The organism is Chromobacterium sphagni, assembly GCF_001855555.1.
Classification (GTDB): domain Bacteria; phylum Pseudomonadota; class Gammaproteobacteria; order Burkholderiales; family Chromobacteriaceae; genus Chromobacterium; species Chromobacterium sphagni.
The window spans coordinates 21,213-45,280 of the sequence record NZ_MKCT01000002.1; the positions used below are offsets into that span (position 1 = coordinate 21,213).

General features: G+C 65.9%; 23 protein-coding genes. 9 read left to right on the top strand and 14 right to left on the bottom strand.

All coding sequences use genetic code 11. The annotated features are described in order from the left end of the window. Positions 1–16 precede the first annotated feature (16 nt). The 7 genes from fliD to fliE all read right to left on the bottom strand — a co-directional run bounded on the left by fliD (position 17) and on the right by fliE (position 6,946). Entirely contained in the window at positions 17–1,366 is a 1,350-nt protein-coding gene (fliD, locus tag BI344_RS06165; RefSeq protein WP_071112114.1) for a flagellar filament capping protein FliD, read from the bottom strand. A gap of 79 nt (positions 1,367–1,445) precedes the next feature. After that, positions 1,446–1,883 (bottom strand): flagellar export protein FliJ, encoded by a 438-nt coding sequence (gene fliJ / locus BI344_RS06170; RefSeq protein ID WP_071112115.1) that lies wholly within the window; start codon positions 1,881–1,883, stop codon positions 1,446–1,448. Continuing rightward, positions 1,880–3,193, bottom strand: coding sequence for a flagellar protein export ATPase FliI (gene fliI, locus BI344_RS06175; RefSeq protein WP_071112116.1), 1,314 nt, complete (start codon positions 3,191–3,193; stop codon positions 1,880–1,882). The genes fliJ and fliI overlap by 4 nt, the downstream gene beginning before the upstream one ends. A gap of 3 nt (positions 3,194–3,196) precedes the next feature. After that, complete coding sequence (fliH, locus tag BI344_RS06180; RefSeq protein ID WP_241499266.1) at positions 3,197–3,850, bottom strand: flagellar assembly protein FliH; 654 nt, start codon at positions 3,848–3,850, stop codon at positions 3,197–3,199. After that, positions 3,744–4,928, bottom strand: coding sequence for a flagellar motor switch protein FliG (locus BI344_RS06185; RefSeq protein ID WP_241499263.1), 1,185 nt, complete (start codon positions 4,926–4,928; stop codon positions 3,744–3,746). The genes fliH and BI344_RS06185 overlap by 107 nt, the downstream gene beginning before the upstream one ends. Further along, the gene (gene fliF / locus BI344_RS06190) at positions 4,912–6,591 is read right to left on the bottom strand and encodes a flagellar basal-body MS-ring/collar protein FliF (RefSeq protein WP_241499264.1); all 1,680 of its coding nucleotides are present in this window, start codon (positions 6,589–6,591) and stop codon (positions 4,912–4,914) included. The genes BI344_RS06185 and fliF overlap by 17 nt, the downstream gene beginning before the upstream one ends. A 13-nt stretch (positions 6,592–6,604) precedes the next feature. After that, complete coding sequence (fliE, locus tag BI344_RS06195; RefSeq protein ID WP_071112119.1) at positions 6,605–6,946, bottom strand: flagellar hook-basal body complex protein FliE; 342 nt, start codon at positions 6,944–6,946, stop codon at positions 6,605–6,607. Positions 6,947–7,184: 238 nt separating this feature from the next. Here fliE and BI344_RS06200 point away from each other — a divergent pair, with 238 nt between their 5' ends. From BI344_RS06200 to BI344_RS06235, 8 genes are all read left to right on the top strand, one after another. Then, the gene (locus BI344_RS06200) at positions 7,185–8,027 is read left to right on the top strand and encodes a FliM/FliN family flagellar motor switch protein (RefSeq protein ID WP_071112120.1); all 843 of its coding nucleotides are present in this window, start codon (positions 7,185–7,187) and stop codon (positions 8,025–8,027) included. 26 nt (positions 8,028–8,053) lie between these two features. Further along, positions 8,054–8,395, top strand: a complete 342-nt coding sequence (gene fliN / locus BI344_RS06205; protein ID WP_071112121.1) for a flagellar motor switch protein FliN — start codon at positions 8,054–8,056, stop codon at positions 8,393–8,395. Next, a complete protein-coding gene (fliP, locus tag BI344_RS06210; RefSeq protein ID WP_071112122.1) occupies positions 8,395–9,141 on the top strand; it encodes a flagellar type III secretion system pore protein FliP in 747 nt (248 codons plus the stop codon). Before fliN ends, fliP begins: the two co-directional genes overlap by 1 nt. A 25-nt stretch (positions 9,142–9,166) precedes the next feature. Next, a complete protein-coding gene (fliQ, locus tag BI344_RS06215; RefSeq protein ID WP_011136551.1) occupies positions 9,167–9,439 on the top strand; it encodes a flagellar biosynthesis protein FliQ in 273 nt (90 codons plus the stop codon). Positions 9,440–9,442: 3 nt separating this feature from the next. After that, entirely contained in the window at positions 9,443–10,225 is a 783-nt protein-coding gene (gene fliR / locus BI344_RS06220) for a flagellar biosynthetic protein FliR (RefSeq protein WP_071112123.1), read from the top strand. After that, positions 10,218–11,357 carry a flagellar type III secretion system protein FlhB gene (gene flhB, locus BI344_RS06225; RefSeq protein ID WP_071112124.1) on the top strand — a complete coding sequence of 380 codons (1,140 nt, stop codon included), beginning with the start codon at positions 10,218–10,220 and terminating at the stop codon, positions 11,355–11,357. Before fliR ends, flhB begins: the two co-directional genes overlap by 8 nt. Further along, positions 11,354–13,444: a flagellar biosynthesis protein FlhA gene (locus BI344_RS06230; RefSeq protein WP_071112125.1), complete on the top strand. Its 2,091-nt coding sequence runs from the start codon at positions 11,354–11,356 to the stop codon at positions 13,442–13,444. The genes flhB and BI344_RS06230 overlap by 4 nt, the downstream gene beginning before the upstream one ends. Positions 13,445–13,724: 280 nt before the next feature. Continuing rightward, entirely contained in the window at positions 13,725–14,588 is an 864-nt protein-coding gene (locus BI344_RS06235; protein WP_071112126.1) for a helix-turn-helix domain-containing protein, read from the top strand. 70 nt (positions 14,589–14,658) lie between these two features. Here the strand turns inward: BI344_RS06235 and BI344_RS06240 are convergent, their stop codons facing one another. From BI344_RS06240 to BI344_RS06250, 3 genes are all read right to left on the bottom strand, one after another. Next, entirely contained in the window at positions 14,659–16,392 is a 1,734-nt protein-coding gene (locus BI344_RS06240) for an ATP-binding response regulator (protein WP_071112127.1), read from the bottom strand. Next, entirely contained in the window at positions 16,389–16,877 is a 489-nt protein-coding gene (locus tag BI344_RS06245; RefSeq protein WP_139166901.1) for a putative pterin-binding protein, read from the bottom strand. Before BI344_RS06245 ends, BI344_RS06240 begins: the two co-directional genes overlap by 4 nt. A gap of 190 nt (positions 16,878–17,067) precedes the next feature. Then, entirely contained in the window at positions 17,068–17,934 is an 867-nt protein-coding gene (locus BI344_RS06250) for a flagellin N-terminal helical domain-containing protein (protein WP_071112160.1), read from the bottom strand. 211 nt (positions 17,935–18,145) lie between these two features. Here BI344_RS06250 and BI344_RS06255 point away from each other — a divergent pair, with 211 nt between their 5' ends. Then, on the top strand, positions 18,146–19,429 hold the full coding sequence (locus BI344_RS06255; RefSeq protein ID WP_071112129.1) for a S10 family serine carboxypeptidase-like protein: 1,284 nt from the start codon (positions 18,146–18,148) through the stop codon (positions 19,427–19,429). Between the two features lie 68 nt (positions 19,430–19,497). Here the strand turns inward: BI344_RS06255 and BI344_RS06260 are convergent, their stop codons facing one another. The 4 genes from BI344_RS06260 to BI344_RS06275 all read right to left on the bottom strand — a co-directional run bounded on the left by BI344_RS06260 (position 19,498) and on the right by BI344_RS06275 (position 24,060). Next, positions 19,498–20,514 (bottom strand): LacI family DNA-binding transcriptional regulator, encoded by a 1,017-nt coding sequence (locus BI344_RS06260; RefSeq protein WP_071112130.1) that lies wholly within the window; start codon positions 20,512–20,514, stop codon positions 19,498–19,500. A gap of 97 nt (positions 20,515–20,611) precedes the next feature. Further along, entirely contained in the window at positions 20,612–21,538 is a 927-nt protein-coding gene (gene rbsB, locus BI344_RS06265) for a ribose ABC transporter substrate-binding protein RbsB (RefSeq protein WP_071112131.1), read from the bottom strand. Between the two features lie 60 nt (positions 21,539–21,598). Next, positions 21,599–22,540 (bottom strand): ABC transporter permease, encoded by a 942-nt coding sequence (locus tag BI344_RS06270; protein WP_338032398.1) that lies wholly within the window; start codon positions 22,538–22,540, stop codon positions 21,599–21,601. Positions 22,541–22,575: 35 nt separating this feature from the next. Then, positions 22,576–24,060, bottom strand: a complete 1,485-nt coding sequence (locus BI344_RS06275) for a sugar ABC transporter ATP-binding protein (protein WP_071112132.1) — start codon at positions 24,058–24,060, stop codon at positions 22,576–22,578. Positions 24,061–24,068 lie beyond the last annotated feature (8 nt).

Below are 24,068 nucleotides of genomic sequence, written 5' to 3' on the forward strand. Positions count from 1 at the left end.
AATCCTGCTTTCTTGCTCAGTTGAAACCCAGCATGCCCAGCGTCTGGTTCATCTGGGTCTGCATGTTCTGCAACTGGGTGAATTGGGCCAGGTAGCGCTGGTAGGTCTGCTGATACTGCTGCTGCAGCGCGTCCTGGCGGCGGTTCAGATCCTGCTGAGTGCGGTCGGCGCTGTCCTTGCGCTGCTTGAGCAGGCCGCTGCTGTAGTTCAGCCACTTGTCGAGATAGTCGCCGCTTTGCTTGAGCGCGCCGTTCTGGCTGGTGCCGTTGAAGTAGCGGTCCAATGCGTCCGGGGTGTTCTTCAGCGTGTCGCCCAGCTTCTTGCTGTCCAGCGCCAGGCTGCCGTCGCGGCTGGCGCTGATGCCTAGTTGTCCCAGCGTGATGCCGTCGAAGGACTGGCGCAGGATGGAGTTGAGCTGGCTTTTCAGGCTGCGGATGCTGGAATCGTCGGCGAAGGGACCGGCGGTGGCACCGTTGATGCCCGGCTGGGACAAATCGCCGATGGCCTTGTAGATCTTGTTGTAGCTATCGACGAAGGACTGCACGTTGGCAGTGGTGTCGTTGTCGCTGCGGCTCACCGCCAGTTGCAGAGGCGCGTCGCCGTCCTTCATCGCCTTGTTCACGGTGAAGCTGACGCCGTCGATATTGTCGAAAGTGTTGGAGGCTTGCTGCATGCGCACGCCGCTGGTCTTGCCACCCAGCCACACCACGGCATCCTGCGCCTGGGTCAGCTGCTTGGACGAGGACAGGCCGTTCTTCAGGCCAGCGTCGCTCACCTGGGACAGGTCCAGCGAAATGGCGCCGCTCTGGCCGGTCTTGCCGGAGGACAGCACCAACTGGCTGACGCCGTTGTTGTTCAGCACCATCGCGTTGACCTTGCCGGCGTTGCCGCTGGAGCGGTTGATCGCCAGCGCCAGCTCGCTGGGCGACAGCTTGCCGTCGCCGTCGCGGTCGGCACCGGCCATCGACACGTCGAAAGTGTCGCCGCCCGCCAGCTTGACGGTGAACTTGTCGCCGGCCTGCGCGGTGGCGCCGGACAGGTCGCCCATCGCCAATTGCTGGGCGCTCGCCAGTTGCTCGACGAACAGGCTGTAGTTGCCGGGCTGGGCATTGCCCTTGGCGCTGACGGTGGCCGCGCCGTCCGGACTGGCGGTGGCGTTCATCGCCACCAGGCTCTTCTTGCCGGTCAGCGTGCTCAGGCTGGTCTTGTAATCCTGCAGCGCCTTTTGCAGCTGGTTCAGCGCGTCGCTGCGCGCCTTGGCCGCCTTGGTCTGGTTGTCAAGCTGGGTCTGCATATTGCCCAGGCTGGTTTTGGCCAGATTGTCCGCCCAGGTACTGGGCGGCATCGCGTTGAAGTCTATCGCCATCGCTATTCCTTTCGTCGGCTAACGGTATTCACCATTCAATGGCGACCGCGCGCGGCCATCGCTGAAACATCGTGAATATTCACCACTCGCTGGCGCTCCGCAGCCAGGCCTGGCCAGCGGCCTCGTCGGTGCGCTTCTGCTCGGCGCGCGCCTGTTCCCGACGCCACGCCGACAGGGTCTGGTCGCGCAGCAGCGCCACCTGCTCCTGACGCTGGCGCGCGGCCAGCAAGTGGCGCTGGCTGACCGCGGCGTCCGCCTCGGCCAGCTGCAGGTCTTGCCGCTGCGACTGGCGCAAACCCGCCAGATGGCCCTTGTAGCCGGCGCAGTTCAGCGCCAGCGCCGGATGCCCCGACGCGGCGCTGGCGCCGCTGGCGGCGCTCAATTGCTCCAGCCTCTCGATATTGCGGCGGTAGCGCTCCTGCAGCCGGCGCTTGCCGGCCAGCTCGGTTTCCAGCTGCTGGCGGTCGCGCTCGCGCAGTTGCAGCAGCAGGTTCAATTGGACGATGGGCTGGTTCACGCGCGCGACAGCTCCTGCAGTTGACTGCGGGTTTCGTCAAAGCCGGCCGCCTCAGCCGCGCCCTGGCACAGCATGGCCTCGATGCGCGGCTGCAGGCGCAGCGCGCGGTCGGTGGCCGGGTCGGCGCCGGGCACGTAAGCGCCCAGCGGCAGCAGACCGCGCACCTCTTGGTAGCGGCTCCACGCGCCGCGCAGATCGCGGGCGGCGGCGGCGTGTTCGGGGTCGATCAGTTGGCTCATGCAGCGGCTGACCGAACGGGAAATGTCTATCGCCGGATAATGGCCGCGCTCGGCCAGCTCGCGGCTGAGCACTATGTGGCCGTCGAGGATGGCGCGGGCGGTGTCCGCCACCGGGTCCTGCTGGTCGTCGCCTTCGGCCAGCACGGTGTAGATGGCGCTCATGCTGCCCTCGCCGCCCTCACCGTTGCCAGCGCTTTCCGCCAGGCCGGGCAGCAGGCCGAACACCGACGGCGGATAGCCGCGGGTGGCCGGCGGCTCGCCCAGCGCCAGCGCCATTTCGCGCTGCGCCATAGCGTAGCGGGTCAGCGAATCCACCAGCAGCAGCACGTTGCGGCCCTGATCGCGGAAGTGGGCGGCGATGGTGTGGCACAGCTCGGTGGCCTTCAGCCGCATCAGCGGCGACTCATCGGCCGGCGCCACCACCAGCACCGCCTTGGCCAGCCCTTCGGCGCCCAGCGAGTGTTCGACGAACTCGCGCACCTCGCGGCCGCGCTCGCCAATCAGCCCCACCACCACCACCTCGGCTTCGGTGTGGCGGGTGATCATGCCGAGCAAAACGCTCTTGCCGACACCGGAGCCGGCGAACAGGCCGACGCGCTGGCCGCGGCCTATGGTCAGCATGCCGTTGATGGCGCGCACGCCCACGTCCAGCGGCGTGTCCACCGGCTTTTTCCGCAAGGGATTGATCTGCGGCGGATGGGCGGCCAGCGGCATGTCGCCGCCCAGCCGGCCCTTGTCGTCCAAGGGCTCGCCCAGCCCGTTGACGATGCGGCCCAGCCAGCCGTCGCCTATCGTCAAGCCGCTGCTTTCCGGCGCCGGCAGCACCCGGGCGCCGGTGGCGAGGCCCACCGGCTTCTTGAACGGCATCAGGAAGGAGACTTCGCGCTTGAAGCCCACCACCTGCGCCGGCAGCCAACCGCCGGCGGCGGTTTCGATCAGGCAACGCTGGCCGGTTTCCAGCGGACAGCCGACGCTCTCCAGCAACAGGCCGCTCACGCCCACCAACCTGCCGCTGATGGTGGCGACAGGGGCGTCCGGCACGGACAGCTGGCTGAGCGCCCGGCGCAGCATCGCTTAGGCTTCCGCCTGCGCGGCCGGGTCGGCCCGCAGTTGTTCGCGCAGGCTGTCCACGCAATGCTCCAGCCGCTGCTGGCAGCCGGCGTCGGCTTCGAATTCGGCCCCGCGCACCCGGCATTCGCCCGGCGCCAGGCCGGAATCGGCCAGCAGCCGCCACTTGGCGGACCGCTCCGGCGCCAATTCGCGGATGCGCTGGCACTCTTCCGGGTTGAGCAGCACCTCCACCTCGCCCTGGCTGTGGGCGGAAGCCGGCAGCGCGGCCAGCGTCTCCTCCACCAGGTCCAGGATCTGCACCGGCTTCAATGCCAGTTCGCAGCGGATCACCTGGCGCGCCACCTTGGCCACCAGTTCCACCACTTCGTCGCGCTGCGCGGCCTGGTAGTCGCGGCACAGCCGTTGCAGTTGTCCGATGGCCGCGTCCAGCGGCGCGGCGATGCTGGCGAAGCGCGCCAACGCCTCGTCGCGCGCCGCCGCGCCGCCCTCCTGCCGGCCCTGCTGCAGGCCGGCCTGATAACCGGCGTCGCGGCCGGCGGCTTCGCCGCTGTCAAAACCTTCGCGGTAGCCGGCGTCCATGCCCTGGCGGAAACCGTCGGCGGCGGAGGCCTGCACCTCGGCGGCGGCCGTCGGCTCCAGCGGCGCGCCGTCTATCAACGGCGGAAAACGGAAGGGGCGCCAGTGCTTCACTCGACCACTTCCTCGGGAACAGCTGCAGATCGATCTCGCCGCCGTCGGCCAACTGGCGCACCTGGGCCATGATCTCGCGCCGCGCCTCCTCCACCCGACTTTTCGGCACCGGGCCGGAGCGGCGCATCGTCGCTTCGAAATTCTGCGCCTGGCGGCGCGGCATGGTCTGGATGATGGCGTCGCGCACCGCCGGCTCGGCGCCCTTGAGCGCAATGGCCCACTGCTCCAGCGCAACGTCCTCGCAGATGCGGGTGAGCACTTCCTCGGTCTGGCGCGACAGGATGAAGAAGTCGTACATCCGCACCTCGATTTCGTCGACGATGTCCGGATCGTGCGCGCGCAGCAGCTCCATCATCTGGCTGCGGTCGCCCGGCAGGCGGTTGATGATGTCGGCGGTCTGCTGCATGCCTTCCACCGCGGTGCTCTGGGTGTGCAGGCTTTCCAGGCAGCGGTTGACCAGCTCTTCCAGCTCCTGCAGCAGTTCGCGGTCAACATCGGTGAGGCGGGCCACATTGACCAGCACGCTGTCGCGGCTGGCGGCCGGCAGGGCGTCCACCACCTGGCCGGCCAAGGCCGGCGGCAGGAAGGCCAGGAACACCGCTTGCATCCGCACGTGCTCGGCGGCGATGCGCTCGGCCAGCCACTGCGGCGACACCCATTGCAGCCGCGCCATCTTGGGACGGATGGCGTCGCCGTAGATGGTGTCCAGCACGCTGCCGGCGATGTCGTTGCCCAGCGCCAACTCCAGCGAGCGCTTGAGGAAGCTGCGGCTGGCGCCGTGCACGCCGCTCTGCTCGCGGTATTCGTCGAAGAACTTCTGCATGGTGGTCTTCACCGCATCCACCTTGATGCCGCTCATGCCGCTCATCGCCTGGGTCACCTGCAGCAGCTCCTCGCGGCTGAGGCAGCGCAGCACCGCCGCCGCCGGCTCCTCGCCCATGCACAGCAGCAGCACCGCCGCCTGTTCGATGGCGCTCATCTGGCCACTGGCCGCCGGCGGGAGGTAAGGCGCCGCGTCCGGCGCAAAGTTATTGCTTGCGTCCATTGTTCTGCACCCATTGTTTGACCACTTCGGCCACCCGCTCCGGCTCCTTGGCCGCCAGCACCTTCAGGTGGTCCACCAGCACGTCCACCGGCGAACCGGCGGGCGGCAGATCGTAATTTTCCAACAACGGCACCACCGGGTTGTTGCCCGGCGCGGCGGCGGCCGCCAGCGCGGCCTGGCGCTGGCCGGACACTTCGCGCAGCGGACGGCTGTCCAGCAGCGGGTCCTCAGGCGTCAGCGCCAGCGCGTCGGGGGTGTAGTCGCGCAGCTTGTGTTCAGCCAACTGCCGCGCCAGCTTCAGCAGCGGACGGGCCAGCAGCAGATAGGCCAGCAGCAGCGCGACGGCGTAGGCCGCCCAGCGCGCGCCCTCGAACCAGGTTTCCGGCTGCTCCCAGATCGCCTCTTCCGCCACCGGGGCTGCGAAGCTCAGCGTGGACACAGCCAGCACATCGCCGCGTTCCGCGCTGATGCCCAGGCCATTGCGCAGCAGCTTGTCGATATTGGCCAGCTCGGCCGGCTGCCAGCCCTTCTTGCCGGGCGCGGCAGCCTGGTTCAGCACCACCGCCACGCTTAGGCGGCGCAGCGTGCCGCGCGCCTTCTTGATGTTCATGATGTTGCGGTCGTAGGCGTACTGGCGGGTGACGGCGTTTTTGCTGTTGCCGGACTTCTCATTGGCCGGGCCGGAGGAGTCGGTGCTGACCGGACGGTTGCTCAGCGAGCCGGGCACGCCCAGCGCCATGCGCTCGGTGCTGGTTTCCTCGCGCGAGGCCTCGTTGGTGACCTTGGGCGCCTCGCCGTATTTCTCGCGGGTTTCCTCGACGCGGTCGTTGTCGACGTCGGCGGTGACGCTCACCTTGAAGTTGCCCGCGCCCAGCGCCGGGGCTAGAAGATCGCGCACGTTCTGCAGCGCCTGTTCGCGGAAGCGGCGCGCCGCCTCGTTGTCAGAGCCCAACATGCCGCCGTCGGACAGATCGACATGGGCGGACAACAGATTGCCGCTCTGGTCCACCAGCGTCACCTGCGACGGGTCCAGCGTGGAGACGCTGCCGGCCACCAGCTTGACCACCGCGGCGATCTGCTCGCCGGACAGCTGCTGGCCGGGCTTGAGGGTGACCACCACCGAGGCCGAGCCCTTGTCGGTGCCGGCGGTGATGAAGGAAGTGCTGCGCGGCAGCGACAGATGCACGCGGGCGGCGCGCACCGGATCCAGCGCCAGGATGCTCTGCACCAGCTCGCCCTCCAGGCCGCGGCGGAAACGCACGTCCTGCACAAACTGGCTGACGCCCAGCGGATCGTTCTTGTCCAACAGCTCCAGGCCGGCCGGCAGCTGCGCCACCACGCCCTTGGCCGCCAGTTGCATGCGCACCCGGCCCAGTTCGCTGTCCGGCACCAGCACCTGGCCGGTTTGCGGATGAATGCGGTAGGGAATCTTTTCGGCGTCCAGCACCGCCATCATGTCGGCGCCGCTCACCTTCTCCTGCGCGCCGAACACCGGTTTGTAACTGGCGTCGTCGCGCCACAGCCACAGCGTCAGCAGCACGCTGAGCGCGATGGCCAGGATCACCATCGGCAGCAGATAGCGCCAGGCGTTGGCCGGCAGCAGGCGGCGGCCGGCCATTTTTTCTTGTACGGCGGCAAAGCCGCTACGCAATTGCTTGACCACGTCGTCTCCCGACTTACAGCTGCATCTTGATCAAGTCGTCGACGGCGCCGACCACCTTGTTGCGCACCTGCATCAGCATCGAAAAGGACAGGCTGGCCTCCTGGCTCATCAGCATCGCTCCCACCAAGTCATCGCTCTGGCCGCTGTCCACCTCGGTCATCTTGTCCGAGGCCAGGCGGTTCTGCTGGTCCACGTCGCGCACCGCCGACACCAGGGCCTGGCTGAAGCTTTGCGCAGGCGGCGCATCGTCGTGCGCGGGGCGCGGAGCCGCCATGGCTCCCTGCCCCAGGGTAGCCATCTCTCCCAGCAACTGGTTGCGGTCGGCATGGATCATCAAGCCCAGATTGGCGGCCATCACTCATCCTTAATCAACAGGTATCAAAACGCGGCGCGCCTGCTGCAGGCATCCGCCAGCAATGCTTACATGCAAGCTGGCGGATTTTAAACTCAACGCTTTATTACTCAGTCGGTATTTTTCACAATCGCAACCGTGAATTTTCCCCCTTTACCACCGGCGGACAGCCAGTAAGATGCACACTCCCAGCAATTGCCGGGGACTGTCCGACTGTCCCCGACCACGAACGAATACCGCCATGCCCAAAGCCAAAATCGTTGCGCCGCAGGACGGCGTCCGCCTGCAGGCCTTGGATCTGCGAACCCTGGGACGCCCGATACATCTGTTGCCGCTATTCGAGCGCGCGCTGCAGCAAGAGCTGGGCGACTTCCTGGAGCGGGAACTGAACCGCCGCTACCACGCCGCGTTCCGCATCGCCGATCTGCGCCAGGCGCTGCCGGCCGGCGACGAGCGGCGTTGGCAATGGCACGCGCTGGGCGACTGGCAGCTGGGCAGCCACGTCGACCGCAGCCTGCTGTTAGGCATCCTCGATTACCGCTTCGGCGCCAGCGGCGCGCCCATCAGCGAAGAACTGCCGGCTGAAACCGAAACCGAACGCCGCCTGGCCCGCAACCTGGCCGAGCGGCTGCTGCCGCGGTTGGCCGCCGCCATCCGGCAACTGGACCAGACCCCGGCCTCCTCCGGCGACAAGCCGCGCCCCCTGCCCTTTGCAGGACAAGCCGCCTGGCAGCTGGAGATCGATCTCGCCGACGGCGACGCGTTGCGCGGCACGCTGCGCCTGCGCCTGGGCGCTTCCGCTTTCGAGGCGCTGTTGCAGCATCTGTCCGGACAACGCCCGCGGCTGGGCACCGGCCACGACCGCGGCGGCTTCCGCGACAAGCTGACGATGCGGCTGGATGCCCGTCTGCTGCAGCAGGAGCTGCCGCTGGGCGCCATCCTCGACCTGAAGCCCGGTGCCGTGCTGCCGGTGACGCTGCCGCCGCGGGCGGAAGTCTGCGTGCAGGGCGCGGCGCTGTTCAGCGCCCAAGTGGTGGAACGCCAGGGCAAGCTGTGCCTGAGCGGCTTTGCCGATACCGAATGACTCCCATCGCACTGGAAACACTACGCATGGACCTGAAACAAGATTTCGACCTGGACGGCATCCTGGACAGCCTGGAGCCGGAGGCCGCCCCGGCCGAAGCCGCCCGCGCGCCGCGCGACATGACGCCCTTTCTGCGCAAGATCCCGGTGAAGCTGACGCTGGAAGTCGGCAGCGCAGACGTCAGCCTGGCCGACCTGTGCCAGATCGGCGCGGGCTCGGTGATAGAGCTGGACAAGATCGCCGGCGAGCCGCTGGACATCAAGGTGAACGGCACCGTGATCGGCCGCGCCGAGGTGGTGGTGTCGGGCGACAACTACGGCCTGAGGGTGGTGGAGCTGAACGACCTGGAACTGGACAACCTGGCCTGATGAAACGGTACCGGCCTTACCTGCCCCTGCTGCTAGGCCTGGCGCTGGCCAGCCCCGCCGCCTGGGCCGACTCGCTGAAACTGCTGACCGCCACCTCCGGCGGCGCGGCGGTGGACTTCACCGTCAAGACCCAGATCCTGATCCTGATGACGGCGCTGGGCCTGCTGCCGGTGCTGGCGCTGATGATGACCAGCTTCACCCGCTTCGTCATCGTGCTGTCCTTGCTGCGCCAGGCGCTGGGCCTGCAGCAGGGCCTGCCCAACCGCCTGATCACCGGCGTGGCGCTGATCCTGACGCTGCTGGTGATGCGCCCGGTGGGCCTGCAGGTGTGGAACGAGGCGATGGTGCCGTTCGACGCGGACAAGATCACCATGCCGCAGGCGCTGGAGATCGCCGCCAAGCCGGTCAGCCGCTTCATGTTGGCGCAAACCAGCAAGACCGCGCTGGCCCAGGTGGCCAAGCTGTCGGGCGAGGGCGACGTCGCCCGTCCGGAAGACCACGCCTTCACCGTCAAGCTGGCGGCTTTCGTGCTGTCCGAACTGAAAACCGCGTTCCAGATCGGCTGCATGCTGTTCATCCCCTTCCTGGTGATAGACCTGGTGGTGTCCAGCGTGCTGATGGCGATGGGCATGATGATGCTGTCGCCGCTGGTGATCTCGCTGCCCTTGAAGCTCTTGCTGTTCGTGCTGGTGGATGGCTGGTCGCTGACCGTCAACACGCTGGTGACCTCGATACAGGCCTACTGACAATGCGTAGCGAAAGCCCAAAGCCATGCTGACCCCGGACATCGCCGTCGACATCGTCAACGACAGCCTGCGCGTGGTGGTGACGCTGGTGGTGCTGCTGGTGCTGCCCAGCCTGATCGTCGGCGTGGTGGTCAGCCTGATCCAGGCCGCCACCCAGATCAACGAGCAAACGCTGTCCTTCCTGCCCCGTCTGCTGATCGTGCTGCTCACCATCGCGCTGGCCGGCCACTGGATCACCGGCTACCTGATGGACTTCTGCGTCGCCATGTTCCAGCGCGCCGCCAGCCAGGTGGGCTAGGCGATGAGCCAGGGCCTGTTCGCCCAGCTGCTAGAGCTGCTGCCGGCCATCTGGTGGCCGTTCTGCCGGCTGATCGCCGCCTTCAGCGTCGCGCCCTTCATCGGCGACGCCATGGTGCCGATGCGCGCCCGCATCGGCCTGGCGCTGCTGCTGGCAGTGGCCTGCATCCCCGGCATGCCCGCCCACTCGCCCATCGACCCCTTCTCGCTGCACGGCGTCGCCGCCAGCCTGGAGCAGGCGGTGATAGGCCTGCTGTTCGGCTTCGCCTTCCAACTGACCCTGTCCATCCTGTCGCTACTGGGCTTCATGCTGTCGTCGCAGATGGGCCTGTCGATGGCGGTGATGAACGATCCCGGCAACGGCAACAGCTCGGACGTGGTGTCCAACCTGCTCTACCTGCTGGCGGCGATGCTGTTCTTCGCCATGGACGGCCATCTGGTGCTGGTGCAGGTGGTGTACGCCAGCTTCCGCGCCTGGCCGCTGGGCGGCGGCATTCCGCAGGCGGCGCTGCCAGTGCTGGCGGGCAGCGTCAGCTGGGTGATGGCCGCCGCGGTGGCGCTGGCGTTGCCGGTGGTATTCGCCACCTTCCTGGTGCAGGCCGGCTTCGGCATGATCAACCGGGTGGCGCCGGCGCTGAACCTGTTTTCACTGGGCTTTCCAGTGGTGACGCTGTTCGGCCTCTCCACGCTGACCCTGCTGATGCAGGTGCTGCCGCCGCAATACCTGAGCCTGAGCGAGCAGACGCTGCGCCTGCTGGACCGCCTGCTGGAGATGGGCCATGGCTGAGGCGCAGCGCGGCGACAAAACCGAAAAAGCCACCCCGCAGCGGCTGCGCAAGGCGCGCGAGCAGGGCCAGGTGCCGCGCTCCAAGGACCTGGCCGCCGCGCTGGGCCTGATCCTGGCTCTGAAGCTGATGTTCTGGCTGGCGCCGGATTGGCTGAACGATTTTCGCGAGTTGTTCGCGCTGGCTTTCGCTCCGCTCGCCGGCCAGGGCGCGCTGGAGAACGGCTGGTCCAAGCTGTTTGGCGGCACCTTGCTGTTATTGCTGAAAATGCTGGCGCCGCTGGCGCTGATACCCACCACGATGCTGTTGATCAGCTTCTTCCCCGGCGGCTGGGTATTCGTGCTGAACCAGCTCAGCCCCAAGTTCGAGCGGATGAATCCGCTGGCCCACCTGTCGCGGCTGGCCTCACCCAAACACGCCAGCGAAATCGCCAAATCCATCGCCAAGGCGCTGCTCTTGGGCTGGTTGCTGTACCGTATCGCCTCCGCCGCGCTGCAGGACTTCTTCGCCCTGCACGGCATGCCGCTGCTGCCCACGCTCTCCGGCGCGGCCGACCTGCTGCTGTCCTGCCTGCTGCAGCTTGCCGCGGTGTTCCTGCTGTTCGCGCTGGCCGACCTGCCGCTGCAGGTCTACCTGTTCATGAAGCAGCAGAAGATGAGCAAGCAGGAAATCAAGGAGGAATACAAGAACACCGAAGGCCGGCCCGAGGTGCGCCAGCGCATCCGCCAGCTGCAGCAGCAACTGGCGCAGCGCGGCGTGCGCAAGGCGCTGCCCGGCGCCGACGTCATCATCGTCAACCCCAGCCACTACGCGGTGGCGCTGAAATACGACGAAGACCGCGCCGAGGCGCCGTTCATCATCGCCAAGGGCGTGGATGAAATGGCGCTCTACATCCGCCAGCTGGCGGAAGAAATGGAAATCGCCGTGCTGCCGCTGCCGCCGCTGGCGCGCGCGGTTTACCACACCACACAGGTCAACCAGCAGATCCCCGCGCCGCTGTACCGCGCGGTGGCGCAGGTGCTGACCTATGTCTTGCAACTCAAGGCTTTCCAGACGGGTAGCCGCCGCAACCGGCCGATATTGCCGGAGCTGGCGGTGCCGCAGGAACTGTCCGATCCCAAGCCCGCATCATGAACTCGCTGACCCGACTCCTGGCCGACATCGGCCGCCACAAGCTTGCCGCCCCGCTGTTCCTCCTGGCCATCCTGGCGATGGTGATGCTGCCCCTACCGCCGCTGGCGCTGGACATGCTGTTCACCTTCAACATCGTGCTGGCCATCATCGTGATCCTGGTCAGCGTGTCGGCGCGGCGGCCGCTGGACTTTTCGGTGTTCCCAACCATCATCCTCGCCACCACGCTGATGCGGCTGTCGCTGAACGTCGCGTCCACCCGGGTGGTGTTGCTGCACGGCCATGAGGGCACCCATGCCGCCGGGCGGGTGATCGAGGCCTTCGGCAATGTGGTGATAGGCGGCAACTTCGTGGTCGGCATGGTGGTGTTCGTCATCCTGATGATCATCAACTTCATGGTGGTGACCAAGGGCGCCGAGCGCATTTCCGAAGTGTCGGCCCGCTTCACGCTGGACGCGCTACCGGGCAAGCAGATGGCGATAGACGCCGACCTCAACGCCGGCCTGATCAACCAGGAGCAGGCGCAGCAGCGCCGCCGCGACATCGCCACCGAGGCCGACTTCTACGGCGCGATGGACGGCGCGTCCAAGTTCGTCCGCGGCGACGCCATCGCCGGCATCCTGATCCTGATCATCAACCTGTTCGGCGGCGTGGCCATCGGCGCGCTGATGCACGGCCTGTCGGCCGGCGACGCCTTCCGCCAGTACGCGCTGATGACCATAGGCGATGGCCTGGTGGCGCAGATTCCAGCGCTGCTGCTCTCCTCCGCCGCCGCCATCATCGTCACCCGCATCAGCGACGACGGCGACATGCAGCAGCAGGTGGGCAGCCAGATGCTGGCCTCGCCGACGGTGCTGATGAGCGCGGCCGGCATGATGCTGGTGCTGGCCATCATCCCCGGCATGCCCTGGCCCACCTTCCTGGGCTTCGCGGCGCTGCTGGCCTACGTGGCCTGGCGCATGCACGCCCGCCGTCCGGTGGCGGCAAATACCCTGAACCAGGCAGCAGTCAAGTCCGCCATCCAGGGCGAAGCGGAAATCGAGCTGGAATGGAGCACCCTGCCCTATGCCGACACCCTGGGCATTTCCCTGGGCTACCGGCTGGTGGCGCTGCTGGACCAGAACCAAGGCGCGCCGCTGGTCAAGCGCGTCAAGGGCGTGCGCCAGAGCCTGTCCGAGCAGATGGGCCTGTTGCTGCCGACTGTGAACCTGCGCGACGACCTGCGGCTGAAGCCATCGCAATACGCGATACAGCTGTCCGGCAACACGGTGGCCGAGGCCGAAGTCTATTCCGACCGGCTGATGGCCATTCCCTCCCCGGAAGTCTACGGCGAGATTGACGGCATCCCCGGCATAGACCCGGCCTTCAACATGCCGGTGACATGGGTAGTTCAGGCGGACAAGAGCAAGGCGCTGGGCCTGGGCTACCAGGTGGTGGACTGCGCCAGCGTGATGGCCACCCATCTGAACAAGGTGATGCGCGAGCATCTGTCCGAGTTGTTCCGCCACGACGACGTGGTGGCGCTGGGCGAACGGCTGACCGCGCTGTCGCCCAAGCTGGGCGCGGCGCTGGCCGCGGCGCTGCCGCCGGTGCAGCAATTGAAGGTGTACCGCCAGTTGCTGCTGGATCATGTCTCGCTGAAGGACATCGTGCCGGTAGCCAGCGCGCTGTTGGAAGCCAGCGAAACCACCAAGGACCCGATCATGCTGGCCGCCGAAGTGCGCTGCGCGCTCAAGCGCCAGATCATTCAGGGCATCGCCGGCCCGCGCGATGAGATCCGCGCCTTCAACCTGTCGGCCGATCTGGAAAACCTGCTGCTCTCCGCGCTGAGCCAGGCGCAGCAAACCGGCAAGCCGCAGCTGGACAGCTTTCCGATCGATCCCAATGTGCTGCAGCAGCTACAGGCCAATATGCCAGTGATCCGCGACCAGATGAAGCAGCAGGGCCAGGCGCCGGTGCTGCTGGTGATGCCGCAGATCCGCCCGCTGTTGGCGCGCTACGGCCGGCTGTTCGCCCCCGGCCTGCACGTGCTGTCCTACAACGAGGTGCCGGAAAACCGCCAGGTCAGCCTGACTGGCACCCTAGGCTGACGCAGTCGCATGCCGCGCGCCAGGCCGTTCGGTCTGGCGCCATACTCCAGTGTGCCAACCGGCAACACATCCCCGTCCACCGCCTGCCGTACCGACAATACGCGTCAAGTATTTTCACTGGGTGCAAAATATATGCATGTACTTTTTCGCATGTTGTGAAAATGCAAATGCATGTTTCGCAAATTAAGAAAATCTGCAAAATCTGACATTTTACCCAACCATGTCGGACGCATGAGTGCTAGCATCCCATATATGAATATCATGTGACGGCATAAAGCTTATGGCAAACCCGAAAACCGCCAACCAGATCATCTGCGACAACATCCGCAACCAGCTGGAGCAATTCCGCTGGCCCGAGGCGCAGCAAGCCGGCCTGGTGGAACAAATTCTCGGTCTGAGCACCTCCCAGGCTTACCGCAAGCTCAATGGCAGCAGCCCATGGCAACTGTCCCAGGTGGAAAGGCTGGCGCAATACTTCAACGTCCCCACCTCCAACCTGCTGGTCGATCATTCGCAGCAGGATGGCCAGAGCCCGGTCGACAATGAGCTGATCCCGGCCATCTTGCACCTGAACAACCACAGCGGCGAAGCCCATTGCTGGATCCAGCTGGGCGAGCCGCTGGCCGACGACTCCTGCTCGCCGCTGCTGCTGGCCAAGCGCCTGCACGATTGCTGGCACGTTTTCCCCGGCACCCAGTTCGATTGCGAGGATGGCTACGAAGTGACCTACCTGACCATCCGCCCGCCCAAGCGCGCCAACACCAAGCGCCTGCTGGTGGCGGTGCTGGACGACCAGGACGCCGACCTGCTGTCGGCGATCCTGGTGCAGCAAGGCCTGTTCGCGCTGCCCTACCACCATCCGCAGGACCTGCTTGAGGCGCTGCCGCAGGAGAACTTCGACGCCTTCGTGCTGGACTGGGTGCTGGGCGAACCGATCAACTGCATGGACGTGATAGAAACCATCCGCCGCCAAACGCCCAACGTGCCCATCGTGGTGCTGACCGGCTACGCGCTGGAGCATGAAAGCGAACTGTCCAAGGCGCTGCAGATGCGCGGCGTCTACTACATCGGCAAGCCGACGCCGGGCTCCATTCTGGCCTTGCAGATCAAGAACATGGTCACCAACGGACTGGAACACGCATAATCTGACGGCGCCGGCGGCAACGCAAACAGGCTCCCGAAGGAGCCTGTTTTCTTATGCGCGCGGTGCCTTTCTACAAAGGTAGTTCACCCAGCGCGGCCCTCAGCGCGTCGCCGTCGAAAGGCTTGGCCAGCCGGGCGGCGAACCAGGCGGCGCGCACATCGGCGAACTCGTCGGGATTGGCGCTCATCGCCAGCATCAACGGCCGCTGCGGCTGCTTGCGCGCCAGCTCCGCCAGACGATAGCCGCTTTCCTCGCCCAACTGCATGTCGAGCAGCAGGATATCGAAACGTTGTCTGGCCAGGCAATCGGCCGCCTGGGTCAGGGTGGAAGCGCAGGCGATCTGGAAGCCCTCCTGCGCCAGCAGCGCCCCCAGCGACGCGCGTATCACCTCGTCGTCGTCCACCAGCAGCAAGCTGCGGCTGGCCGTCGCCTCCAGCACCTCGCGCATCGGAAGGCGCACGGTGAAAGCGGTGCCGACGCCCACCGTGCTATCCAATTCGATGCAACCGCCAAACAAGCGCACCAGCTCCTTGACGATGGACAGGCCAAGGCCGCTGCTGCCGGGACGGCGGTTGCGCCCCTGGCTGAACGGCTGGAATACGCGCTGCCGGTCCTCTTCGGCGATGCCGATGCCGCTGTCGCTGACCTGCAGCCACAATTCGAGATGGTCCTGGCACATCTGGCCGCGCGCCCTCACCAAGACCTCGCCCTGATCGGTATAGCGGATGGCGTTGGACACCAGATTGCCGACAATCTGGCGCAGACGGATTTCGTCCATCAACACCATCTCCGGCAAGGCTTGGCTCTCGTAACGCAGTTTCAACCCCTTGGAGTCGGCCAGCGGCTGCATCACATCGATCACGGTGCGCAGCACATGCGCCGGCCTCATCCGGCCCGGATTGAGCCGCAGCTGCATGTTCTTGATTGCCGAGACATCCATGATGTCGTGCACCTGGGTCGCCAATTGCGCCATCCCGGCCTTCAGCCGCTTGAGCGCCAGCTGCGCCGGGCCCTGCGGCAGCACCGCCGGCTCCACCAGCTCGATGCACATCTGCATCGATTGCAGCGGCGAGCGGATTTCATGCCCCAGCGTGCCGAGGAAGGTGGTGCGGTCGAGTTCCAGCGCCACGGTGGCCTGATGCGCGACCCGCTCCTGCTCGAGCAGCGATTGGCGCGCCTCGGCCAGATCCTTGACCTCGCGATAGCGCATCAGCATCAGCAACACGCCGCAGATGCCGCCGCACAACACCAGCTGCAATATCAGCATCTGCGAGCGCTGGCTGGCCAGCGCGCTGCTGCGCGCCACCCGGGCCGACACCTCGGCCTCCCGGGTCTGCACCGCGAAATTGGCCAGCACCGGCCGCAGCGCATCAATGCGCACCACCATCTTGCGCGCCTGCGCCGGCGTAAGGTCTTGCCAGGCCTTGTCGCGCAACAGCGGGCCGAGCGCGCCGACCAGCGCGTCGAAGCCGCCCACCTGGCTGAGCAAGCGGTGCACCAGCACGCTGTTGGGCGCCTCGAACACCTGATAGCGGCTTTGCAGCACCTGCAATTGCTGCTGCAAGTCCGGAAACTGCTTTTCGTCGGCGGCATAGCCTATCAACTCGGCGCGCGTCCTCTCCAGCTCGACATGCAGCTGGGCCACGGTCCAGTACTGCTGCTCGCTCTTGCCGTTGCCTATCAGCGCCTCGCTGGCGCGGTCCATCCGGTAGAAGTTCCAGCAAGCGGCCAGCAGCAACAACAGCAACGACAGCACCAGCCACCACGGCGCCTGGATGTATTTGCCGATCCGGGAGCGCCTCACATCACCTCCATGGCTTCCACCTGCCACACCAGCTTGGCGTCCAGCGGCGGCCCCTTATCGGCATCGGACATGTCGGACAACGGATACATCAGCCATAGCGGTCCGTAATGCGCGACATCAAAGGGCTTGTTGTCGATGCGCCGCGCCAGCACCACCTTGCCGCGCACCAGTTCGGCTACGGAAATATCGTAGCGGTAATAATTGATCGCCAGCACCCGCACCGTGGCGCCCTTGGCATCCACCCTGGCCAGGATATCGCGCACCAGCGGACCGCTGAAGGTCACCGAGGGCGTCCAGCTGGTCGTCGTGGTGAAACTGACCTGCCGCATGCGGGCCAGATCGCTGTCGCGGAACTGATAGACGCCGCGTTTGGCATCGGTGAATCGTCCGATTTTTCCGGACACCGTCAGCACCACCGGATCCGCATTGGCCAAAGCGCAAGCGCTCAAGAACAGGCCTATCAACACCCACAAGGCCTTTCGCATAGCCATCCCCATCGTCACGCGTAAAAATGGCCAATTATATTCATCCATCGGGGCAGACAACCAGCCTTGCATGGACAAATAAATCCCTGCGCCGGCAAGCCGGCGCATTTTGGCCACCGCCAAATGCAAAAAAGCCAGTGGAATACCCACTGGCTTGCGTTGCGGCGGCCTGCGCCGCCGCCATCCACGATTACTGCAGCAGGGACATGGCCAGGCTGTTCATGCTGCCGCTTTGCTTCAGCATCGAAGTGCTGGCTTGCATCAGCATTTGCTTGGCGGTCATGCTGGAGCTTTCGTTGGCGTAGTCGGTGTCCATGATGCGGCCCTTGGCGGCCAGGGTGTTGTTGTTGACGTTGGACAGGTTGTTGATCACGTGGTCCAGACGGTTGGAGTTGGCGCCCAGGGCGGAACGCACGCTGCCAACGCTGTCCATAGCGGTGTTCAGGGTATCGATGATGGCGGCGGGCGTGCCGGCGGTCAGACCGGTGATTTCAGTGCCGGCCTTGGTCGGGTCCTTGTAGGTGCCCGAAGCGGCGGTCAGGCCGGTGTCCAGCGCGGTCATCTGGGTGGACAGGTCGACAGCCATGGTCTCGGAGGAGCTGGCGCCAATTTGGAAGCTCACGGCGGCGGCCATCTTGCCGCCCTTCAGCAGCTTTTCGCCGCCGAAAGTGGTGTTGCCCATGATGTTGCCCAACTCCTTGCCCAGCGCGTCGAATTCGGACTGCATCGCGGTCTTGTCGTTGGCGGTGGAGGTGCTGCTGGCGCCTTCGGTGGCCAGGTCCTTCATCCGTTGCAGGATGTTGGTCACTTCGCTCAGCGCGCCTTCGGCGGTCTGCATCATGGAAATGCCGTTTTGGGCGTTCTTCATCGCTACGGTCATGCCGCGGCTTTGCGCGTCCAGACGGGTGGCGATCTGCAGGCCGGCCGCATCGTCCATGGCGGAGTTGATACGCAGGCCGGTGCCCAGGCGCGTCATCGAGGTCGACAGCGCGTTCTGGGTGGAGTTCATGTTGGACTTGGTGTTCAGTGCGGCGATATTGGTGTACAGGCTCAGCATGGTCATGCTCCGTCTAGGTTGGTCGAAACCGGCATCAGCTGCCGTTACCCACACAAGGCGGCCATCGGGTCGAACAACTTAACTGCAACAACTTGTGAATAATCACGGCACTTTTCCAGAACGAAATGCCAGCCATGCGCAATGGCAACTACAATGCATACAGACAAGATGATCCAGTATCATCACTCACCGGACAGGGAGGGCATCAATCATGAACGCTCAAGTGAATCCCTTTCTGTTTGAGAGCGCGACACTCACCCATCTGCCCAACTACGGCGCCATCAACACCACCCAACTGGCCGGCTATCTCTCGGTCGGCGACGCCGCTGGCGGCTGGCTGTATTTCTGGTTCAGCGAAGCCAGCGTCAATCCGGAACAAGCCCCGCTGCTGCTATGGGTCAACAGCCACCCGGTCGAAAACGCGCTGTTCAACCTGTTCGACGAGCACGGTCCCTACCTGCTGGACGCCAATGGCCGGGTATACAGCAATCCCTTCAGCTGGCACCACCATGTCAATTACCTGATCATCGACCAGCCGCTCGGCAATGGCCTGTCGTTTTCCACCCATCCGCGCTACCTGCCGGACAATTACGACGAGGCGGCCCAGCAGCTGTACCACGCGCTGCAGGAGTTTCTGCTGCGCTGGCCCTGCTACCGCCAGCAGGACTTCTATCTGTTCGGCTGCGGATCGGCCGGCCACACCATCGCCCGCCTGGCCAGCTCGATACTGGACGGCAACGGCTATGGCCAGCCGGAAGTGCGGCTGAAGGGGCTGGGGCTGGGCAATGGCCAGATTTCGCCGGAGATCCAGTTGCCCAGCTATATCGAATACGCCTACCAGCACCGGCTGATCAATCTGGAGGAGAAGCACCGCGCTCTGGAGATGCTGCAGGATTTTTCCCTGGCCCAGGCCTCGCCGATACCGCTGCGGCGCGCGCAAGCCAGCCGGATCGCCACTGCGATTGAAAACTACATCCAGCAATGCTCCGGCCGCGACAAGCACGATATCCGCCAACCGCCCGGCAACCATCGGCAGCGCCTCGGCGAATACCTGGCCAAGCCCGCAGTGCAGCAAGCGCTGCATATCGACCCGCGCTCGCGCAACGAGTTGCAGACGATGCCGCAGCAGTTGCTGGACGCTTCCTGGCTGGACGATTCCGCCCACCTGTTCCCGCGCCTGCTGGACCAGCTCAAGGTATTGCTCTATCACGGCGAGTACTGCATGGAGGGCAACTACCTGGGCATGGACGTCTGGCTCAACAACCTGCTGTGGTCGAAGGCCTCGAACTTCCGCCAGCAGAAGCGCCAGTCCTGGCGGCCGTACGGCCTGGCCGCCGGCCTGATCCGGCAGCACCAGCAGCTATCGCAGGTGATCATCCAGAACGCCGGCCTGCGGGCGGCGCGGGATCAACCCGCCATCGTGCTGGCCATGCTGCGCGATTTCCTGCAGAACGGCGCGGAAAACCCTGGGGCCGCCGGCGAGCCCGCCAGCTGATTCCGGCGGCGCGGGCGGCAGGAATCGCGCCGCCCCGCCATCACGACCTCCGCCGCGGAACAATCGCTCTAGGCCGGAATGCGGCGCAGATTGAGGCTGGCCGGAATGCGGATATCAGCTTCAGCCAAAGGCTCGCCGTGCAGCAGAGCCAGCACTTGCCCCAAGCTGGCCTCGGCCAGCGCCTGGCTATCCTGGCGGATGGCGTCTATCGGCAACGGCAGGCAATCGAGCAGCGGATGATCGTCGAAAGTCAGCAGGTATTGCGGCGCCTGCCGCATCCGGTGCCGCTCGCGGATGAAGGACAACACGCCCTCCAGCAGGGTGATGGAGGCGGTGAACAAGGCCTGCGGATAGCGGCCATGACGCTGATGCCAATCGCGCATCAGCCGGTAGCCGGACTCGCGCTGGAAATCCCGCTCCGCCACCCAGTCCGGCGGCGGTTGAATGCCCTGCCCCCGCAACGCCTGATGATAGCCGGACAGGCGCTCGCGGCTGGCCGACAGGCCGGGCTGGCCGCCAAAATACGCCAGTTCGCTCACGCCCTGCGCCAATAACGGCGCCAGCAGCCTGGCCACGCTGTCGGCCGCGTCGGTGACTGCGGACGGAATGCCGCTGCCGGGAATATGGCGGTCGGCGAACACCAGCGGCAGCCGGCTGGTCCACGGCTGATAACGCTGCGCCTCGCCGCTGCACGGCACCACGATCATGCCGTCCACCTGGCGAGCCGCCAATTGGCCGATGCCGGCGCTTTCGCGTTCCGGATCCTCGTCGCTGGTCACCATCAGCAGCTGATAGCCGCGCGCGCGGCAGCCGTTCTCCAGCGCCTGCGCCAATGCGGCGTGGGTGGAGTTGGTCAGGTCAGGAATCACCAGACCAACGCTGCTGCTGCGCCGGCTGCGCAGGCTGCGCGCCTGTTGCGAGGGATTGAAATGCTGCTCGCGCGCCACCTGCTCCACCTTGTCCACCGTTGCCTGCGAAATGCGGTAGCGCCCGGCGTGGCCGTTGAGCACCATGCTGGCGGTGGTGCGCGACACGCCGGCCAATTGGGCGATGTCGTCTATGGTGAGGCGTTTGAAGCTGCTCATGGCATGGCGTGCGGAGGCGAAAGAAAAAGCATGATAAACGCAATCCGGCAAAACGGGGCCCGAGCCATCCGGCCGGTCCCGCCTGCCCTGTCGCGGCTTACTGTTTGACCAGATTCAGCGGCACCGGGATGAACCGGTCGACCTTCTGGCCGTCCATCAGCCGCTTGGCGGTCTGCACGCCGTACTGGCCGATCAGCGCCGGCTGCTGCTGCACCGTGGCGGACATCGCGCCAGCCTTCACCGCGGCCACCGCGTCAGGCGTGGCGTCGAAGCCCACCACCACCACATTCTTCAGGCCCGCAGCCTGAATCGCCTTGAGCGCGCCCAACGCCATCTCGTCGTTATGGGCGAACACGCCCTGGATATCCTTGTTGCCCTGGATGATGTTCTCCATCACCGCCAAGCCCTTGGCACGGTCGAAATCCGCCGGTTGCTTGGCCAGCAGCTTGACGCCTTCCTTCTTGTCCACCACCTGATGGAAGCCCTCGCCGCGCTCGCGGGCGGCGGAGGAGCCGGCGATGCCCTCCAGCTCGACCACCCGGCCCTTGCCGCCCAGCTTGCCCAGCAGGTACTGGCCGGCCATCATGCCGCCGGCGATATTGTCCGAGGCGATGTGGGCGCTGACTTCGGCGCCGTTGACGCTGCGGTCCAGCGATACCACCTTGATGCCCTTAGACGTCGCCTCCTTCACCACATTAGCGGCGGCGGCGGAGTCGGTGGGATTGATCAGGATCACGCTCACCTTTTTCTGGATCAGGTCTTCCACGCTGGCCTGCTGCTTGGCCGGATCGTCCTGGGCGTCCACCGTGATCAGGTTGACGCCCTCCTTCTTGGCCTCGGCGGCGGCGCCGTCGCGCAATTCGACGAAGAACGGGTTGTTGAGCGTGGATACCGCCAGACCGATGCTGGCCTTGCCGTCGGCGGCCGGCGCGCCGGCCTCGCTGCTGCCCGGCCCCTGCTTGGAGCAAGCGGCGATGCCGAGGGCCAGCGCGCTGGCCAGCAGCGGGGTGAGAATGCGTTTCATGCCAAGACTCCCTGAGAAATAGACAGATTGCACTGCGGATGGCGGCCAAAGCCGCCGGACTTATTTCTTGTTGCTGCGGTCAAGCAGCACCGCCAGCAGGATCACCGCGCCCTTGATCACTTGCTGGTAGAACGACGATACCCCCAGCAGGTTAAGGCCGTTGTTGAGCACGCCTATCAACAGCGCGCCGATCAGCGTGCCGAAGATCCAGCCGCGGCCGCCGGTCAGGCTGGTGCCGCCCAGCACCACCGCGGCGATGGCGTCCAGCTCGTAGCCGGTGCCGGCAGTGGGCTGCGCGGAATTGAGGCGCGAGGTCAGCACCACGCCGGCCATCGCCGACATCGCGCCGGAGGCGGTGTACACCCACAGCTTGATGCGGTCCACCTTCACGCCGGACAACCGCGCCGCGTCCTCGTTGCCGCCGGTGGCGTACAGATGGCGACCGAACACCGTCTTCTTCAGCGCAAACCAGAACACGGCGAACATGATCAGCATCCATACCACCGGCACCGGCACCAGGCCGGCGACATAGCCGCCGCCCAGCATGGCGAAGGCATCGCTCTGGAAGCCGGTGATCGGACTGCCGTTGGAGAATACCAGCGCCAGGCCGCGCAATATGGTCATGGTGGCCAGCGTGGCGATGAACGGCGCCACCTTGCCCTTGCTGATGATCAGGCCGTTGAACAGGCCCATCGCCGCGCCGGCCAGGATGCCCAGCAGCGTGGACAGCATGGGATCGACTCCGGCCTGCATCAGACTGGCGGCGGTGACCGAGGACAATGCCAGGATGGAGCCGACCGACAGGTCGATGCCGCCCAGCAGGATCACCAGCGTCATGCCGAAGGCGATCAGCGCGTTGATCGAAACCTGGCGCATCACGTTGAGCAGGTTGTTGACGGTGAGGAAGTCCGGGCTCATCACGGACAGGCCGACGGCGACCGCGACCAGGGCGATGAAGGGGCCCAGGCGTTGCAGGGTGGCTTTCTGGTTGGGAGTCATCATGGTTCCGTATCTTTGCTTCTTGTTCTGCCGGACGATCAGCCGGCGGCGCCGGTGGCCGCCGCCATCAGGGTTTCCTGCGTGCAGCCGGCGGCATCGAAAATGTCGGCCTGGCGGCCTTCGCGCAATACCAGGATGCGGTTGCTCAGCGCCAGCACTTCCGGCAGCTCCGACGACACCATCACGATGGCTACGCCGGCCGCCGCCAGCTGGTTGACGATGTGGTAGATCTCGGCCTTGCCGCCGACATCCACGCCGCGAGTGGGCTCGTCCAGCAGCAGCACCTTGGGCGGCCGCGCCAGCCATTTAGCAAACACCACTTTCTGCTGGTTGCCGCCGGACAGGGCTTTCACGTCCAGTTCCGCGTCGCGGGCGCGAATGCGCAGCTGCGCGATCAGGCCATCCACCGCCCGGCGCTCGGCGGCGGCGTCCACCACGCCCAGCCGGGCATATTGCGAGAGGTGCACCAGAGTGGCGTTCTCGCGCAGCGACATCCCCAGCACCAGACCCTTGCTCTTGCGGTCTTCCGGCACGAAAGCCAAGCCGGCGGCGATGGCCTCCGCCGGCGAGCCAGCCGCCAGCGGCTGGCCATCCAGGCTGACGCTGCCTTCGCAGCGGCGCTTGGCGCCGAACAGCGTCTTGAGGATGTCGCTGCGGCCCGAGCCCATCAGCCCGGCGATGCCCAGCACCTCGCCGGCGCGCGCATCGAAGCTGATGCCCGAGATCATGTCCTCGTCGGCCAGATTTTCCACCTTCAGCCTCACCTCGCCGGGAACGGCTTCGCGCTTCGGGTAGCGGTCGCCGATCTCGCGCCCCACCATCATCCGCACCACTTCGTCGAAATCGGTGGCGGCGATGGCGCGCTCGCCGACGAAACAGCCGTCGCGCAGCACGCTGATCCGGTCGCAGATGCGGAAAATCTCCTCCATCCGGTGCGAGACGTAGACGATGGCCACACCCTGCCGCTTCAGCTGGCGCATCAGGCCGAACAGGGTGTCGATCTCGCGCTCGGTCAACGCCGCGGTGGGCTCGTCCATGATCAGCACCCGGGCATCGAGCGCCAGCGCCTTGGCGATCTCCACCATCTGCTGCTGGCCGATGGACAGGCTGCCGGCCTCGGCGTCCGGACTGATCCCGCCTGCGTCCAGCGCCTCCAGCCGCGCCCGCGCCTCGCGGCGCATCGCGGCGAAGTCGATCATGCCGAAGCGCGACGGCTCGCGCCCCAGGAACAGGTTTTCCATCACCGACAATTGCGGGATCAGGTTCAGCTCCTGGTGGATGATGGCGATGCCGGCGGCCTCGGCCGCCGCGGTGTCGGGCAACGCCAGCGGCTTGCCGTCCAGCAGGATCTCGCCGGCGTCGGCCAAGTGCACGCCGCTGAGGATTTTCATCAACGTGGACTTGCCGGCGCCGTTCTCCCCCATCAACGCGTGGATTTCGCCGCCCGCCAGATTGAATTCCACATTTTCCAGCACCTTGACCGGGCCGAAGGCCTTGCAGATGCCGCGCATGGTCACTTGCATCGCCGCCA

Excerpts from the sequence above, each read along its gene's own strand:
- BI344_RS06260 (WP_071112130.1), bottom strand. The coding sequence starts at position 20,514 with ATGAGCAGCTTCAAACGCCTCACCATAGACGACATCGCCCAATTGGCC.
- fliE (WP_071112119.1), bottom strand. The coding sequence starts at position 6,946 with ATGGCCGCCAATCTGGGCTTGATGATCCATGCCGACCGCAACCAGTTG.
- rbsB (WP_071112131.1), bottom strand. The coding sequence starts at position 21,538 with ATGAAACGCATTCTCACCCCGCTGCTGGCCAGCGCGCTGGCCCTCGGC.
- fliP (WP_071112122.1), top strand. The coding sequence starts at position 8,395 with ATGAAACGGTACCGGCCTTACCTGCCCCTGCTGCTAGGCCTGGCGCTG.
- BI344_RS06270 (WP_338032398.1), bottom strand. The coding sequence starts at position 22,540 with ATGATGACTCCCAACCAGAAAGCCACCCTGCAACGCCTGGGCCCCTTC.
- BI344_RS06200 (WP_071112120.1), top strand. The coding sequence starts at position 7,185 with ATGCCCAAAGCCAAAATCGTTGCGCCGCAGGACGGCGTCCGCCTGCAG.
- BI344_RS06230 (WP_071112125.1), top strand. The coding sequence starts at position 11,354 with ATGAACTCGCTGACCCGACTCCTGGCCGACATCGGCCGCCACAAGCTT.
- BI344_RS06245 (WP_139166901.1), bottom strand. The coding sequence starts at position 16,877 with ATGCGAAAGGCCTTGTGGGTGTTGATAGGCCTGTTCTTGAGCGCTTGC.
- BI344_RS06185 (WP_241499263.1), bottom strand. The coding sequence starts at position 4,928 with ATGGACGCAAGCAATAACTTTGCGCCGGACGCGGCGCCTTACCTCCCG.
- fliN (WP_071112121.1), top strand. The coding sequence starts at position 8,054 with ATGGACCTGAAACAAGATTTCGACCTGGACGGCATCCTGGACAGCCTG.
- fliR (WP_071112123.1), top strand. The coding sequence starts at position 9,443 with ATGAGCCAGGGCCTGTTCGCCCAGCTGCTAGAGCTGCTGCCGGCCATC.
- BI344_RS06235 (WP_071112126.1), top strand. The coding sequence starts at position 13,725 with ATGGCAAACCCGAAAACCGCCAACCAGATCATCTGCGACAACATCCGC.
- fliI (WP_071112116.1), bottom strand. The coding sequence starts at position 3,193 with ATGCTGCGCCGGGCGCTCAGCCAGCTGTCCGTGCCGGACGCCCCTGTC.
- fliQ (WP_011136551.1), top strand. The coding sequence starts at position 9,167 with ATGCTGACCCCGGACATCGCCGTCGACATCGTCAACGACAGCCTGCGC.
- BI344_RS06250 (WP_071112160.1), bottom strand. The coding sequence starts at position 17,934 with ATGCTGAGCCTGTACACCAATATCGCCGCACTGAACACCAAGTCCAAC.
- flhB (WP_071112124.1), top strand. The coding sequence starts at position 10,218 with ATGGCTGAGGCGCAGCGCGGCGACAAAACCGAAAAAGCCACCCCGCAG.
- BI344_RS06255 (WP_071112129.1), top strand. The coding sequence starts at position 18,146 with ATGAACGCTCAAGTGAATCCCTTTCTGTTTGAGAGCGCGACACTCACC.
- fliD (WP_071112114.1), bottom strand. The coding sequence starts at position 1,366 with ATGGCGATAGACTTCAACGCGATGCCGCCCAGTACCTGGGCGGACAAT.
- BI344_RS06275 (WP_071112132.1), bottom strand. The coding sequence starts at position 24,060 with ATGCAAGTGACCATGCGCGGCATCTGCAAGGCCTTCGGCCCGGTCAAG.